This window comes from Methanomassiliicoccales archaeon (genome assembly GCA_038850735.1).
Classification (GTDB): Archaea; Thermoplasmatota; Thermoplasmata; order Methanomassiliicoccales; family JACIVX01; genus JACIVX01.
The window spans coordinates 122,719-137,281 of record JAWCLO010000002.1; the positions used below are offsets into that span (position 1 = coordinate 122,719).

Sequence of the window (14,563 nt, forward strand, 5' to 3'; positions counted from 1 at the left end):
CCACTGATGTACTGCGATAAAATACCGTCACACTCCATTGACATCCTGCGGGAAATCGTGCTAGATATGCTTAAGCAGATACCCGCTGGGATGGTAACGACCTATGGTGATATTGCATCAGCCTTAGGAGACATTCGTGCCTCGAGAGCCATCGGCAAAGTTGTTTCCGAAAATCCGTTCCCAGTAATCGTGCCGTGTCACCGAGTGGTATATTCTAATGGAGAAATAGGATGGTATGGTGGGTACGGCAAAGGAACGGAGGAGAAGAAGGAACTGCTTATGAAGGAAGGTGTCCAAATTGAAAACAATAAAGTAAAGGATTTCGAGCGCATTCGATTTCGCGCCTTCACAGCGCCACCGATTTTGAAATTGCTTTTGGAAAAACAGCTAAAGATGAAATCGTTAGTTATTGAAAATGATGTTTTTGAATCGGCCAGGTATGTCGCTGGGATTGATGTTTCATACGAGGGAAATAAAGGTTATGCAGCAATCGCTGTATTAGACATGGATGCAGGGGAATTCGTCGAAGAGCGGGTGGTTGTGAAGGATGCTCGATTCCCATATATACCTTCTTACTTAGGTTTCAGAGAGATCCCTGTTATCGCGGATCTGATTACATTTAAACCGCACACAATATACCTAATTGATGGTCACGGCGTTCTCCATCCCCGCGGCTTCGGTATCGCTTCTCACATTGGTGTGGAATTTGATGTGCCAACAATTGGCATTGCGAAGGAGCTTTTAGTTGGCACTATCCAGGATAAGAATTCGGAAATCTCTGCGGTAATACTCGATAATAAAATAAGAGGATATAGGGTGCAAATTGAGAAATGGGGCACAAGGATCATTTCTGCTGGTCATAAGATTTCACTAGAATCAGCTCTTGATATATACATAAAATGTCTGAGACAACATTCAACAGATCCTTTAAGAAAAGCACACCGCATTGCGAATAATGCAAGAAAGAGTTCCGAGCATCAAAGAAGGGATGCACTTTGAAAATTACCGTCTTCGGTGCGGGTGCCATTGGCAGTTTCTTTGGAGGCTTGCTTTCGGAAGTCCATGATGTTGTCCTTATCGGAAGAACGGCACACGTTGATGCGATTCTACAGAATGGTTTGAAAATCTCAGGGCTAGTAGACAAATTTGTTTATCCCGATGCTCAGACAACCGTCTCGGGATTAGCAGAACAAGACATGGTAATTGTAACCGTTAAGGCTTATGATACAGAAAAGGCAGCGAATGAAATCGAATCAATAGTTGGCGAAAGAACTAATGTGCTTTCCATTCAAAATGGCCTTGAGAATATTTTCATTCTTCGTGCAAAATACGGAAATAAAGTGTATGCATGCGTGACCTCGATTGGGGTTACATTCCTGGAACCTGGTCACATTCGTTTTGCAGGCGCTGGTGACGCAATAGTCGGAAGCATTGACGGATCTATACATCTTGCGCGAGAGATTGCCGATATTTTCACACGTTGTGGGATTACAAGCCGTGTCACCGACAACATCCTAGGAGAAATATGGCTAAAGGCTATTGTAAATACCACGATCAATCCGATCACCGCGATCATGAGCAGATCAAATAGTTGCATATTAGCAGATCAAGATCTAACCGAATTAGCGAAGATGGTTTGCCAAGAGGCGTTGTCGGTTGCGGCAGCAGAGAATATTGCTCTGCCTACAGATGATCCTTTTGCGCAGGCATTAAACGTCGCTCGAGCAACCGGGGAAAATATCTCTAGCATGTTACAAGACATTAGAAAAGGTAAGAAGACTGAAATCGATGAGATTACAGGGAAGATTGTTTCAAAAGCTAGAGAACATGGTTTTTCCGTACCAGCTAATGAGACTTTGTGGAGATTGATTAGGGCCTTGACAAAAAAAGGACTTTAATCGATCGAAATATATCCAGAGTATGCGGGCTAGAAAGATTAATATCGCCGCACCATGATTTTCCTGCGTGATCACATATGGTCGATGTCAGAGAGCTTGCTGAGAGGGCAATGGCATATAAAGAGAAGGGGCTCAGTGAAAGAGAGATCGCCGATGAATTGCACCTTTCAATTGACACAGTTAAATATCTACTCGAGGAGGGCAGTGCAGGGCTACTTCCACCATCTGACGTTAAAATCGGATGGAGGAGTATTGGCGTTTTCGGAAATCGTATCAGTATGATGAGCGAGATCCTCGCTGATATAATTATAGAAGAACTTGATAAAAGAGAAGTTTCAGCGGACGTTGTGCTTGGCATCGCAATTAATGGAGTGTCTTTTGCAACGATTATATCCGATATGCTCGGTATGGAATTGGCAGTTTATAAGCCACCAGCTGAAAGAGGAAAAAAAGGTGGAGCTTTCAGTTCAAACTTTGCGTCCGTCGAGGGAAAGAACGTTATAATCGTCGACGACGTTATTTCAACAGGGGCAACTTTGCAAGAAGCCATCAAAGACATTCGAGAAACTGGTGGCAAGCCGATACTTGCAGTTGTCATTGTTAACAAGAGCAGCCTGAATGAAATAGACGGTGTTCCACTCAGGGGAATTATCAGGGCCCGTTCAATGGGTGGTACGATTTTGGGGGGCGGTCCACTACACTCATTTCCGTATGGCTAAATTTGAACCTAAGACCGCGCGGAGAATGTAATAAAAGCCAATTAGGAACTGCTATATTATTTTAGATATTGACTCAGGAATGTAATTCATACGCCGAGCGTCGAGATGAAATTATAAATACACTTTCGTCTTCAGATATCCCTTCGATTCATCGAAAAACTTTTTCCGCTACGCCTCAATCTGACTGTCTGTTAACATCCTTGGGATATCGCCAGCATTGTATAAATTCTGGCTCAAAAAGATTTACTCGCAAATGGAGAGCTTAACCTGCTGAAAGAGCCATCAATTCTCAGCATCACACATAGTAAATCTAAATTATGCATAATCCATGAAGCTATAAAGATAATCATATCATCGAAAAATTTTGGGGATTAATAGGCACTAGTATACTAACAAAATATTGCGATCGTGGTTGTGGGTCGTATTGCTAAGATCCTTGAGACTTTGAAATTCAAATTCAATTCATTTTTGTGAGAAATTGCATGTTTTCATAGCTATTCTCAAGAATTCGGAAGAATTAAATAATTTCTTTCTATTCTTAGAATTCAGCGTTACGAAAAACGAAACTGTGGAAGGGATACCATGTTGGATCATTTGGATGAGAAAATTATTGAAATTCTCAAGAAGGACTCAAGAAGACCTTTTGTTGATATTGCGAATCAACTAAAGGTTTCAGAGGGTACCGTACGCAGCAGGGTCAGACGGTTAGTTGATGATGGCATTATAAGAAGCTTTACAATAAAGACCAGCAACAAGAATGTGAAAGCAATCATAGAGATAAAAATCAACGTGAATGTCAACACATCAGTTGTTGCCAGCGAAATATCAAAATTTGAAGGAGTTTCAGAGGTCTTTGAAGTGACAGGAGATGAAGATATTGTTGCAATCGTTGATGTGAATTCTTCACCCCAGCTCAACGACATCATCGAAAAGATTAGACGATTCGAGAACGTTCAATCAACAAGAACGAGGCTGATCTTGAAAGATTATTTTGGAGGATCTTAGATGTTCTATGGTTGTGCAACCGCTATCATCACACCATTTAGGCAGGATGGAAGTATAGATGAAGAAGGGTTGCGCGAGCTTATAAATTTCCAAGAGGAACAAGGTATAGATGCTATAGTGCCGTGTGGTACAACTGGGGAATCGGCGACACTTTCTCATGAAGAGCACATTAGGGTTATAGAAATTGTTGTGGATCAGGCCAGAAAAGCTAAGGTAATTGCGGGGGCTGGAAGCAACTCTACTCAAGAAGCGATTTTTCTTAGCAAGGCAGCAAAGGATTTAGGAGCAGATGCAATACTTTCCATATCGCCTTATTACAACAAACCCACTCAGAGAGGAATTTATGAACATTATGAGAAAATTGCAAGATCAGTTGATATCCCCATTATCATCTACAATGTACCCAGCAGAACTAGTTCTAATATCGAAGTGGCTACTGTAGCTAAACTTGCTGAAATTTCGAACATAGTTGGAATAAAAGAAGCGAGTGGAAACATAGTTCAGGTGATGAGTATAATCGCACAAACCCCAAAGAGTTTCACTGTCTTCTCAGGAGACGATATCCTCACATTTTCAATGATGACACTGGGTGCAAAAGGCGTCATTTCGGTTGCATCAAATGTTGCTCCTTTAATGGTTAAAAAGATGGTCGATTGTCTACTTTCTGGCAAATGGGAAGATGCTCGCCACTTGCATTACAAATTAATGCCCTTATTCAGGACATTATTCATCGAAACAAATCCTATCCCAGTCAAAACTGCCTTAAGACTTATGGGAAAGCCAGCTGGGGTATTTAGATTGCCTCTGTGCGACATGAGTGGAGCCAATCTCGAAATTTTGAAAAACACACTACGTGAGCTGGGCATAAGTATTGGAGATCAGTGAGACTTAAGAGATTGTGTGGTGAAAACATTGATTCGAGTCGTCGTAGCTGGTGCGACTGGAAAAATGGGTACCCTCATTTGTGATCTTATCTCACAACAACAAGACATGGAGCTTTATGGAGCGATTGTTTCGTCATTTGGAAAAAACGTTGGGAAGAAAATCCAAAGTGACGTAATCGCTGTTGGCGATGACAAATTAGATGTAGCCCTACAAGGCGCTGATGTATACGTAGATTTCACAACTTCAGATGCGGCTAAAAGGAATTTGATGAAGGTACCACCAGCTGGCGTGAATATGGTGATAGGGACAACTGGTATTCCCCCAGAGTTTATTGCAAAGCTTTCAACTTCTATACGGAGGCATCAAGTCTCAGCAGTGATTTCTCCGAATTTTTCGATTGGCGTTAACGTATTTTGGAATACTTGCGAAGTAATGGCTAGAACTTTGAAGGATTATGATGTAGAGATCATTGAATTTCATCATAATCAGAAGAAAGATGCACCTTCTGGAACGGCCAAAAAAGCGGCCGAAATTATTAGCAATATTACAGGCATAAGCAAACTCGTAACAGGTAGGGAAGGAATCACTGGACCAAGGGGTAAAGAAATTGGCCTTCATGCGCTCAGGGGTGGCGATGTTATTGGTGAACACACTGTTATATTCGCTGGAAAAAGAGAAAGACTAGAACTTACTCATCGGGCACATTCAAGAGAGGCTTTTGCTGAGGGCGTGATTCATGCTATCCGATGGGTATGGCAAAGAAATGACGGTAAAATCCATTCAATGAGTGAGGTGTTAGAGCTTTGATGAAAGTTATGAAGTTTGGAGGAACGAGTGTTGGCTCTAAAGATGCTATTGAGCGTGTATTGAACATTATCGCGCATGAAAATGCCAAGAAGGCAATCGTTGTCTCGGCGCAATCAGGGGTGACCAATGCATTATTTGCATGGATGAAAGACGATGATCAGAGTCCGGAGTCGCTCCTCGCATTTCTAGAATCGAAATACATCGATCAAGTAGCACCAAAAATGAGTGACGCTGGATCCAGTACCTACTCAACACAGATAAAGGAATCGCTTTCGAAATTGGGACCATATCTGGAACATTATAAGACTACAAAGGATCCGGCTACAGGGGATACCATTGCAAGCTGGGGCGAGCGGTTATCGGTCATCATGATTTCATCTCTACTAAAGGCACGCGGAATCGATGCGATACCGCTGACTGCTGAAGAGGCTGGTATAGTGGCCTTGGGCGTCCACGGAAATGGTTTTGCAGATCTGAATTCAACTGCAGCGAATTTCAAGAAGACAATACTTCCATTGATGAATTCTGGTAAAGTTCCAGTCATTACGGGCTATTACGGACGTGGAAAGAACGGAAAACCAGTTACATTCGGTCGTGGTGGCTCAGATTACTCAGCAGCCGTAGTTGCATATGGGATTGGAGCAGACTACTTGGAAATCTGGACCGATGTCGATGGATTCATGACAGCAGATCCACGAATTGTTCCTTCGGCAAGGACGATAAGGGAAATGGATTATGGAGAAGCTGGCGAACTTGCATATTTTGGTGCAAAAGTGCTTCATCCGAGAACAATTGAACCAGTTCGCCGGAAGAAAATCAAATTGATTGTAAAAAATACCTTCAATCCCGAAGCTAGCGGGACGCTCATTCATAATCTCCGTTCCCCAGCAACGAGTCTTCTGAGGAGTGTTGCGATCAAATCAGATCTCTCGATCGTTAAGATCTATTCATCAGAAATCGCCTATCAGGCTGGAATTGTATCAGATCTTCTCAATGCCATCGGCGAAGATGGCATTACAACCTATGCAATTTCAACATCCCTTTCAACCCTTGCAATAGTGATTCCGACATCAGATGTTCCGCAAGCTCTGAAGAAAATCAATGACCTTGGTGAGTCGAGAATGGAAAAACTGATGGTAAAGAACAATATGTCTCTGATTTGCGCAGTAGGTGATAACATGATCGATACAATGGGTGTGGCAGCTAAAATATTCCAAGTCGTTGAAGAAGCACAGGCAAATGTCGAGCTGATCTCTGAAGGTGCCTCGGACATAGCCTTGAATTTTGTTGTTCCGAGTGAGAGAGCTCATGAGGTAGTCAAACTTCTTCACGATCGATACATAGGTGGTTGAATTGAGAGAATTCGAGTGCATTAATGGTGAAATGTTAATTGGTGGTATCCCGGTAACAAAGTTGGCCGAAAGGTATGGAACCCCCGTTTATGTTACTGATGAGCTCGCGCTTAGGGAGAATTTTAGGCGGATCAACAAGGTCTTCTCTCGCTATATTCGAACGCGCATTCACTATGCTTGCAAAGCTAATACAAATTTAGCAATTCTTAGGATATTAAGGCAGGAAGGAAGCTATATTGATGCCGTTTCAATAGGCGAAGTTGAAACGTGCCTGAGGGCTGGTTTCTCCCCAGATAGAATCATGTATACTGGGGTGAGTGTTTCGACTAAAGAGCTAGAGGCTGTCGCTTCAAAGGGAGTATTGATCAACATTGATTCATTTTCAGAAATGCGCAGGCTTGCGAAAATCAAGAAGGAAATTCCAATATCGATACGAGTCAACCCTGATGTTGGCGCAGGTCATCACGATCACGTTGTCACAGGAAGTAGGAAATCTAAATTTGGAATTCCCAAGGAGGAAATAGTCAGGGCATATACTGAGGCCGTAGATCTTGATCTTATCCCGGTAGGTTTGCATGCACATATTGGTGCAGGCGTTCAAGATGTCGAGCCGTTCGTGAAGGTGACGGAAGTTCTGACATCCATTGCAAGAGAACTTGAAGATAAGCTGAAAATAAATCTCGAATTTATTGATATCGGTGGCGGAATCGGTATACCCTATAAGCCCGAGGAAAAACCGATGGATTTGGAACTTCTGGCTAAGGAAGTTGTTTCGAAGATCGAAGAGGGTTGCTCGGTCAAAACTCTAGCTGTTGAGCCAGGCCGATACATCGTGGCTGACACTACAGTCTTGTTAACCAGGATTGTCGATATTAAAGAAACTTCTGAAAAGAAATTTGCATGTGTAGATGCTGGCTTCAATGTGCTCATACGACCCGCATTCTACGGCTCTTACCACCACGTAGTTGTGGCAAACAAACTCAATGCCCCAGGAGAGGTGATTTATGACGTCGTTGGCCCCATCTGTGAGTCTGGAGACTTCCTTGCAAAAGAAAGACTTCTCCCACGATTAGAAGAGGGGGATCTCCTCGTGGTCTATGACGCAGGTGCATATGGATTTGCCATGAGCTCCCAGTATAATTCTCGGCCTAGATGCCGTGAAATTCTAGTCTGCAATGGAGTTGCAAATGTCATACGCGAGGCTGAGACTCTAGACGATTTACTGAGACTTCAGAAGATACCGTCGAGGCTGATGGTTTGAAATTCTGGAAATATCACGGCATCGGAAACGATTTTATCCTCATTTATGATCAAACGGGAAGATTGACACCCACCGCTTCAGGAGCGGCAAGAATGTGCGATAGACATTATGGAATAGGCGGAGATGGAATCCTAATTCTTTCGCCAACGAGCGATGCAGATGCAAGAATGAGGATTTTTAATGCTGATGGCAGTGAGGCTGAAATGTGTGGAAATGGGATAAGGTGCGCCGCAAAACACCTCTATGATCATTCAATAATAAAAAGCAAAAAAATGCGTATATCAACGCTGGCTGGAATAAAGCATGTCGAATGCCTTGTCAATGAAGGTGCTGTTTCGGAAGTTATCGTCGACATGGGCCAGGCTGTTTTGGACTGCAAGAAAATCCCAGTAAAATTCGACGGGGAGTTTATCGACAGAATAATTGAAATCGATGGGAGAAAAGTCAAAGGCACCGCGGTCTCTATAGGAAATCCACACTTCGTCACTTTTGATGATTTTACGACAGAAGAAAAGAAGACAATTGGTCCGTTATTAGAAAAGCATTCAATGTTCCCAAAAAGAACTAATGTTGAGTTTGCCACAGTGGAAAGAGATGAGATCAAAGTGGAAGTTTTTGAGAGGGGAGCTGGATGGACTTTAGGCTGCGGAACTGGTGCATGCGCTACTACTGTAGCAGCTGCAATTACGGGACGTGTAGAATTTGATAAAGAAATCAAAGTCAAACTACCCGGCGGCTCTCTTGTTATCGTAGTTCCGAAGACGCTCACTTCAATTCTAATGCGTGGTCCCGCGGTTTGTGTGTATGAAGGTAATTTCAACTGGAGTGATTTCGATGACGCATGAAATTGCAGAAAGATTGAAGAAAATTCCCCCATATCTATTCGCAGAGATTGAAGCAAAAACAAGCGCCCTGAGAGCAAAGGGCATTGATATCATTGACTTCGGAATCGGCGACCCTGATATTCCGACGCCAAGCGAAATCGTTGAAACGCTTATTAAGGAAGTAAAAGATCCCGCGAACCATCAATACCCTACGAGTGCTGGCGAGGCAGAAACGAGGAGAGCGGTTGCCGATTGGTATTTCAAGCGCTTCGGCGTGGATCTTGATCCCGAAAAGGAAGTCGTTATAACAATGGGAAGCAAAGAGGGATTAGTCAATATTTGCAGAGCATTCATAAACCCAGGCGATAAAGTTCTTGTGCCAAGTCCTTCGTACCCTGTATATGCTCAGGGAGGCACTCTACTATCTGATGGAGTTCCTTTGAGGTTTCCGTTACTAATTGATAATAATTTTCTTGTCGACTTAGATAAACTTCCAGAAGATGCGAAAATGCTCTTTGTTAATTACCCAAACAACCCCACCGGTGCTGTTGCAACCGACGCATTCTTAAAACAACTGGCTAAATGGGGCCGTGAGACGGGGACGATCGTCTGCTATGATAATGCGTATTCGGAGATCACCTTTGATGGTTACGTTGCGCCCAGCATATTGAAATATGGGAGAGAATTCATCGAATTCGGTTCTTTGTCAAAGACTTTCAACATGACTGGATATAGGATTGGATATGCCGTAGGCAACGAAAGCCTGATTTCAGGCTTAAAAAAGGTCAAATCCCAGGTCGATTCTGGTGTTCCAAAATTCATTCAGAAAGCCGCTATATGTGCACTAAATCAATATGTCGATTCTAAGAAGCCGTTGAGCGTCGAAAGAAATTGCCAGATATATCTCAAAAGGCGAGATGTGTTTGTCAGAGGAATGAAAAGCCTTGGCTTCGATGTTAAGCCGCCAAAAGGAACCTTCTATCTATGGATTCCGGTCGAAGAGAACTCGATGGACTTTTCCAAGAGACTGCTAGCTACCGGGGTTGTTGTTACGCCGGGAGTTGGATTCGGAGAATATGGTGAAGGTTATGTCCGAATAGCTCTAACCCAACCTGTGGAGAGGATTGAAGAGGCTATTGAAAGAATGCGGGAGATCTTATGAGCTTCTCCTCACAGCTAATTTGAGGGCTTCAACCGCAGGAAGCGGCTTGCCCATCATGTAAGTCTCTAGTGCTCCTCCGCCAGTACTTACATATGTAAGGCGGTCAGAAATCTTCAACGACTCTGCAACACTGACTGTATGGCCACCTCCAATAACTGTATATGCATGCGAGCTGGCCATTGCCTTGAGTAATTCTCTTGTACCGAGCGTGAATTCCCTTTTCTCAATCATCCCAGCAGGCCCTGACATGAAAACTGTCTTCGCATTCTGAATAATCTTAATGAATTTCTCGATTGATGCTCTGCCTATATCCAGGATTGGATATTCCGAAGGAAGATCGCCTACGAGAATCTCTCGCCGTTTACCATCAACCTCGATTGCGACATCGTGAGGAAGTATTATGTATTCGCCTTTCTCCTCCAGAAGTTTCTTTGCCGAGACCAGACTGTCCTCGCTCAACTCGCTTTCGAGGATTTCCTCATTACATGCCCCGAGATTAACTCCTCTTGCCTTGAGAAATGCATGTCCAGATAATCCAACAAGAATGACACGAGTGGCAATTTTCTTAGAGATCAAACGGCTTACTACCGCAACAATGTCGGCTAATTTCGAGCCGCCGAGAACGAATACAGACGGCTTTGTTGGATTTTCAAAAAGCTTCTTTAACATGTTCAGTTCTTTTTCCATTAACCGACCAGCAGCCGATGGTACCACAAGAGGAAAGCCCACCAACGAACAGTGAGCCCTATGAGCTGCGGCAAATGCATCATTGACATATAAATCTACATGCGGGGCAAGCACGCTAACGAGTTCAGACTTTGCGTGCTCTTCCGGTGATTTCTTATCCTGTTCATAGGGCAATTCGCGTACGTTCTTCAGGAGAATAGCTTCACCTGGATTGAGAGATCTTATTGCCTCGACCGCTTGTTGCCCTACGAGATCATCTACGTACCGTACTTCCTTTCCTAGAAAATTGCTCAAAATAGAGGCGTGCTCGTTCAGTGGTATGAAATCCCAGTCACCTGGTCTTCCTTGATGGGCAAGAATGATAACTTTGGCCTGCTTATCGAGCAATTCTTTCAGTGTTGGGATTACTTGCCGTATTCGATTGGCATCCTCAATTTCTAGCGTGTCCTTCTTCAATGGGCAGTTTATATCTACCCTCAAGAGAACGGTCTTTTTTCTTACATCGAAATCGTCCAGAGTATTGAATTCCCTCATAACAACACCTCAAAGGATGTATGAAAGGAAGTCGATCAATCGATTTGAATATCCCCATTCATTATCGTACCAGCATAGCACCTTGACTAAATTACCTTTTTCCTTTGAAACCATGGTACTTTGCGCATCGATGATGGAGGATCGTGGGTCGCCCACTATATCAACTGACACTATTGGATCTTCCGAATAACCAAGCAAACCCCTCATAGAACCTTCCGCTGCTTTTTTGAGAACTTCGTTTACTTCAGTCTTTTCAACATTCTCCATAAGCCAAACAGTTAAATCAGAAATTGATCCGTTTGGAACAGGAACTCGGAGGGCTAAACCATCGAGCCTACCTTCGAGTTCTGGAAGAACTTCAGATACCGCTCTTGCCGCACCAGTCGTTGTTGGAATAATAGACATAGGGGCAGACCTGGCCCTCCTCAGATCAGTATGAGGGAAGTCCAGTAGTCTTTGATCAGTGGTATATGCATGAACCGTTGTCATGAGACCGCAAATTATGCCAAAATTGTCATTGAGGACTTTTGCAGGCAACGCTACGCTGTTCGTCGTACACGAAGCCATTGAGATAATATTGTGCTTCACCTTATCATATTTCTCCAGATTCACACCCAAAACTACAGTGATGTCAGGATTGACAGCCGGTGCTGTTATTAGAACTTTCTTCGCTCCAGCCTCGAGATGATGCTTACTTGCTCTTCTATCAACAAAAAATCCAGTTGCTTCAATAACGACGTCGACCTCTTCTTTTTGCCAAGGCAGACGAGAAGGGTCCTTTTCAGATAGAAATTTAACCGTTCTATCGTTGACTTTCAAAAGGCTTCCTTCCAATTCTATTTTTGCATGAAGTTTTCCGTGCACACTATCATATTTCAACAGATGAGAAAGTATTCGAGGAGCTGCAAGATCATTGATTGCCACAATTTCAAAATCATCCACATAGTTTGGTCTTTCAATAGCGCACCTGAAAAAGGAGCGGCCAATCCTGCCAAATCCGTTTATAGCTACTCTTAGGGGCATAGTATTAATTAATACTACTGAACATGCAAAAAGTATTCTATTGAGAAAGGTTGCTCATTTACCGATGCCAAGAGATCTATCTGTTTTCTTTATCGACTTGAGTGGATCCCTTTCAAGCTTCATCATTGCCCTAATGCAATCGATATTCTCTGGTATCACATCACTTTCCTGGTGAACGGCCTGATAGTAGTAAAGCGTACTATTCACGACCTTTATTCCATCTTCCCAAACAATAATCTCCATGAAATCTCCCCGAGGCCTGTTGAGATCTCGAGCGAGTTCCATGATCTGCGCAGAGGACTTAATGCCGTGTTTGCCGCTCACAAATTTTATTCTAGGAACTTTATCCCAAACTGACAAAATATCCTCGTCCTTTGCCTTCTTCTTCAGATCAACGGCTAAACAGTGAATATGCATTTGAGTCGTAGGGGTCACCACTGCCATTGTTTCGATGTTCAACCAAGGCATAATCGTCTGAACATCTGGACCGTGATGCGTCGGAAGCTTAAGACTTGGTTCAATCGCGTTAAGTGCGGCACCCTTCCGATCTGCGGGATCTGCACCCCTCCTGATCAAGGCAGCAAAAACTCGTTCTATTCCAAATACTTTATCGATTGGATAAAGAGTCCTTATCAGACCTGTGGTATTGCAACTCACCACACGCACAAACCTTGCACCCCAAGCTTCATGATAATTAGCAAATGAATTGAATGATATTCCCGCAACACCGTGTTTCTCACCGCCCTGGAATATTGCTTTCACGCCTGCTTTTTCGTAAATTGGTTTGTAAAGAGCGCCAACATCTCCAGGTGTTGCGTCCACCATGATATCAACCCTTGAAAGAAGGTCCTCAAGCGTCCCTTCAACCTTAATACCATCCTTTTCGAATGCTTCGATGTGTTCATGTTTCGCCGCATACAGAGAAATGCCTTCCTTAATTGCCAGCCGCGCTTCATAACTTGGTTTCGTTTTGGTAACACCAACAACTTCCATGTCGTCCTGTTTCGCAATTGCAAATGCTATTCTCTTCCCGATCGTACCATAGCCGTTGATACCAACTCTAACCTTCATCTTTCTCGTCCTCGCGTATTGGTGCATCCTCAGGATGCTAACAGGCTATTGAGTGTTTTCTTCCGAATCTAAGTAGCGATATATGAACCTGAGCGGCAAAAAATCAAAGATCCCAATACTTTCTCTGCACGTTGACCACATTATCTACAAACCTTTTGCCAACAATCTCTAAATCTGTCATTTGTTCGTGCCTAAGGGGGATTTTCTTTACCTGGAATTGTGCAACTAATGCAGAAAGAACATCGGCGGTTGCTTCAAGATCGTAGCCACCTTCAAGCATGAACGCTATTCTAGAATCGGGGGAAATTTGAATTAATCGCCGGCATAATTCTACATACCCATAGGATGACAATTTCATCGAGGCAAGGGGGTCTTTATGATGCGCGTCGATTCCCAAACTCACCAGAAGAGCTTCCGGCTGAAATTGTAACATCAACGGCTGAACTATCTTTTCGAAGGCATAGAAATAGGTTCCGTCGCCCGATCCACTTCCCAAGGGAATATTGATGTTGAAGCCTTCTCCTTCTCCGACACCAACATCCTCAGCGGCGCCACTGCATGGGTATATTCCATATTGATGCAACGATATGAAAAGCACACTCCTATCTGCATAGAAAACGTTCTCTGTGCCATTGCCGTGGTGAACGTCGAGGTCAACAATCGCCAGCCGGTTCAAAGAAAGTCTTTTTGCAGCGATCGCCACATTGTTAAAATAGCAAAAGCCGCCACAAAAGTTCTTTCCAGCATGATGTCCTGGCGGTCTCAATAGTGCTAAAACAGGTTTTCTATGAAAGAAAGCATAATTAGCAGCTGCGATCGCTCCCCCCGCAGCAAGAAGTGCAATCTCAAAAGTTTCATTTCTGATGTATGTATCAGGATCGAGAAAACCCTCGTCAGCGTTCCTTATGGTTTCCACGTGATCCTTCGTATGAACGAGCAGTAAATCACTTTCGGTCGCGGCTTCAGGTTTTAATACGTCCTTCCATAAATCTAAATCGATCATTTTTCTAACAACAGTCATCAATCTCTCTGGACGCTCGGGATGGCCTCTATATTGCATGTGATCAAGGTACCTCTCGTGAAAAACTATCGTCATCAAAGCATACACTGCGCACGATTCAAATAAAAGCATTCCCACCAAAAGGATCTCAGCATGGAAACAGATAACTTATTAGATTGTCAACGCCACAAAGGTTAGCGGATTCAGCTGTTTGCATTTAACTTCTCTGTCATATCTAGCAAATATTAAATAGTGATCTCGAGATAAAGGACGAACGTGCTAGATATGACCACGCGCTCTAGTTTCCGGACTATTTCTTGTATTAGCGCAGTGGT

At 43.4% G+C, this 14,563-nt stretch carries 14 protein-coding genes; 10 read left to right on the plus strand and 4 right to left on the minus strand.

Features of this window, described 5'->3' with window-relative positions:
• Window positions 1-6: 6 nt before the first annotated feature.
• The 10 genes from QW087_02040 (at window position 7) to QW087_02085 (ending at window position 9,913) form a co-directional block, all read left to right on the plus strand.
• A complete protein-coding gene (locus QW087_02040; GenBank protein ID MEM2943505.1) occupies window positions 7-999 on the plus strand; it encodes an endonuclease V in 993 nt (330 codons plus the stop codon).
• Complete coding sequence (locus QW087_02045) at window positions 996-1,898, plus strand: 2-dehydropantoate 2-reductase (GenBank protein ID MEM2943506.1); 903 nt, start codon at window positions 996-998, stop codon at window positions 1,896-1,898. The genes QW087_02040 and QW087_02045 overlap by 4 nt, the downstream gene beginning before the upstream one ends.
• 77 nt (window positions 1,899-1,975) lie before the next feature.
• Window positions 1,976-2,617 carry an orotate phosphoribosyltransferase-like protein gene (locus tag QW087_02050; GenBank protein ID MEM2943507.1) on the plus strand — a complete coding sequence of 214 codons (642 nt, stop codon included), beginning with the start codon at window positions 1,976-1,978 and terminating at the stop codon, window positions 2,615-2,617.
• A 582-nt stretch (window positions 2,618-3,199) separates the two neighbouring features.
• On the plus strand, window positions 3,200-3,622 hold the full coding sequence (locus QW087_02055; protein MEM2943508.1) for an Lrp/AsnC family transcriptional regulator: 423 nt from the start codon (window positions 3,200-3,202) through the stop codon (window positions 3,620-3,622).
• Window positions 3,623-4,507, plus strand: coding sequence for a 4-hydroxy-tetrahydrodipicolinate synthase (dapA, locus tag QW087_02060; GenBank protein MEM2943509.1), 885 nt, complete (start codon window positions 3,623-3,625; stop codon window positions 4,505-4,507).
• Between the two features lie 18 nt (window positions 4,508-4,525).
• Complete coding sequence (gene dapB, locus QW087_02065) at window positions 4,526-5,314, plus strand: 4-hydroxy-tetrahydrodipicolinate reductase (protein ID MEM2943510.1); 789 nt, start codon at window positions 4,526-4,528, stop codon at window positions 5,312-5,314.
• On the plus strand, window positions 5,314-6,666 hold the full coding sequence (locus tag QW087_02070; GenBank protein ID MEM2943511.1) for an aspartate kinase: 1,353 nt from the start codon (window positions 5,314-5,316) through the stop codon (window positions 6,664-6,666). The genes dapB and QW087_02070 overlap by 1 nt, the downstream gene beginning before the upstream one ends.
• Window positions 6,659-7,927 (plus strand): diaminopimelate decarboxylase, encoded by a 1,269-nt coding sequence (gene lysA / locus QW087_02075; protein ID MEM2943512.1) that lies wholly within the window; start codon window positions 6,659-6,661, stop codon window positions 7,925-7,927. Before QW087_02070 ends, lysA begins: the two co-directional genes overlap by 8 nt.
• Window positions 7,924-8,772, plus strand: coding sequence for a diaminopimelate epimerase (dapF, locus tag QW087_02080; protein ID MEM2943513.1), 849 nt, complete (start codon window positions 7,924-7,926; stop codon window positions 8,770-8,772). The genes lysA and dapF overlap by 4 nt, the downstream gene beginning before the upstream one ends.
• The gene (locus QW087_02085; protein MEM2943514.1) at window positions 8,762-9,913 is read left to right on the plus strand and encodes an aminotransferase class I/II-fold pyridoxal phosphate-dependent enzyme; all 1,152 of its coding nucleotides are present in this window, start codon (window positions 8,762-8,764) and stop codon (window positions 9,911-9,913) included. The genes dapF and QW087_02085 overlap by 11 nt, the downstream gene beginning before the upstream one ends.
• Here the strand turns inward: QW087_02085 and pgk are convergent.
• The 4 genes from pgk to QW087_02105 form a co-directional block, all read right to left on the minus strand.
• Window positions 9,908-11,134 (minus strand): phosphoglycerate kinase, encoded by a 1,227-nt coding sequence (gene pgk / locus QW087_02090; protein ID MEM2943515.1) that lies wholly within the window; start codon window positions 11,132-11,134, stop codon window positions 9,908-9,910. The genes QW087_02085 and pgk overlap by 6 nt on opposite strands.
• Before the next feature lie 9 nt (window positions 11,135-11,143).
• Window positions 11,144-12,157 carry a type I glyceraldehyde-3-phosphate dehydrogenase gene (gap, locus tag QW087_02095; protein ID MEM2943516.1) on the minus strand — a complete coding sequence of 338 codons (1,014 nt, stop codon included), beginning with the start codon at window positions 12,155-12,157 and terminating at the stop codon, window positions 11,144-11,146.
• 54 nt (window positions 12,158-12,211) lie between these two features.
• Window positions 12,212-13,228 carry a type II glyceraldehyde-3-phosphate dehydrogenase gene (locus tag QW087_02100; GenBank protein ID MEM2943517.1) on the minus strand — a complete coding sequence of 339 codons (1,017 nt, stop codon included), beginning with the start codon at window positions 13,226-13,228 and terminating at the stop codon, window positions 12,212-12,214.
• Between the two features lie 103 nt (window positions 13,229-13,331).
• On the minus strand, window positions 13,332-14,324 hold the full coding sequence (locus QW087_02105; GenBank protein MEM2943518.1) for a histone deacetylase: 993 nt from the start codon (window positions 14,322-14,324) through the stop codon (window positions 13,332-13,334).
• Window positions 14,325-14,563: the final 239 nt, after the last annotated feature.

Coding starts and splice junctions, on each gene's coding strand:
- QW087_02040 (MEM2943505.1), top strand. CDS start 7: ATGTACTGCGATAAAATACCGTCACACTCCATTGACATCCTGCGGGAA.
- pgk (MEM2943515.1), bottom strand. CDS start 11,134: ATGAGGGAATTCAATACTCTGGACGATTTCGATGTAAGAAAAAAGACC.
- QW087_02070 (MEM2943511.1), top strand. CDS start 5,314: ATGAAAGTTATGAAGTTTGGAGGAACGAGTGTTGGCTCTAAAGATGCT.
- QW087_02055 (MEM2943508.1), top strand. CDS start 3,200: ATGTTGGATCATTTGGATGAGAAAATTATTGAAATTCTCAAGAAGGAC.
- QW087_02105 (MEM2943518.1), bottom strand. CDS start 14,324: ATGACGATAGTTTTTCACGAGAGGTACCTTGATCACATGCAATATAGA.
- QW087_02085 (MEM2943514.1), top strand. CDS start 8,762: ATGACGCATGAAATTGCAGAAAGATTGAAGAAAATTCCCCCATATCTA.
- QW087_02050 (MEM2943507.1), top strand. CDS start 1,976: ATGGTCGATGTCAGAGAGCTTGCTGAGAGGGCAATGGCATATAAAGAG.
- dapA (MEM2943509.1), top strand. CDS start 3,623: ATGTTCTATGGTTGTGCAACCGCTATCATCACACCATTTAGGCAGGAT.
- QW087_02100 (MEM2943517.1), bottom strand. CDS start 13,228: ATGAAGGTTAGAGTTGGTATCAACGGCTATGGTACGATCGGGAAGAGA.
- gap (MEM2943516.1), bottom strand. CDS start 12,157: ATGCCCCTAAGAGTAGCTATAAACGGATTTGGCAGGATTGGCCGCTCC.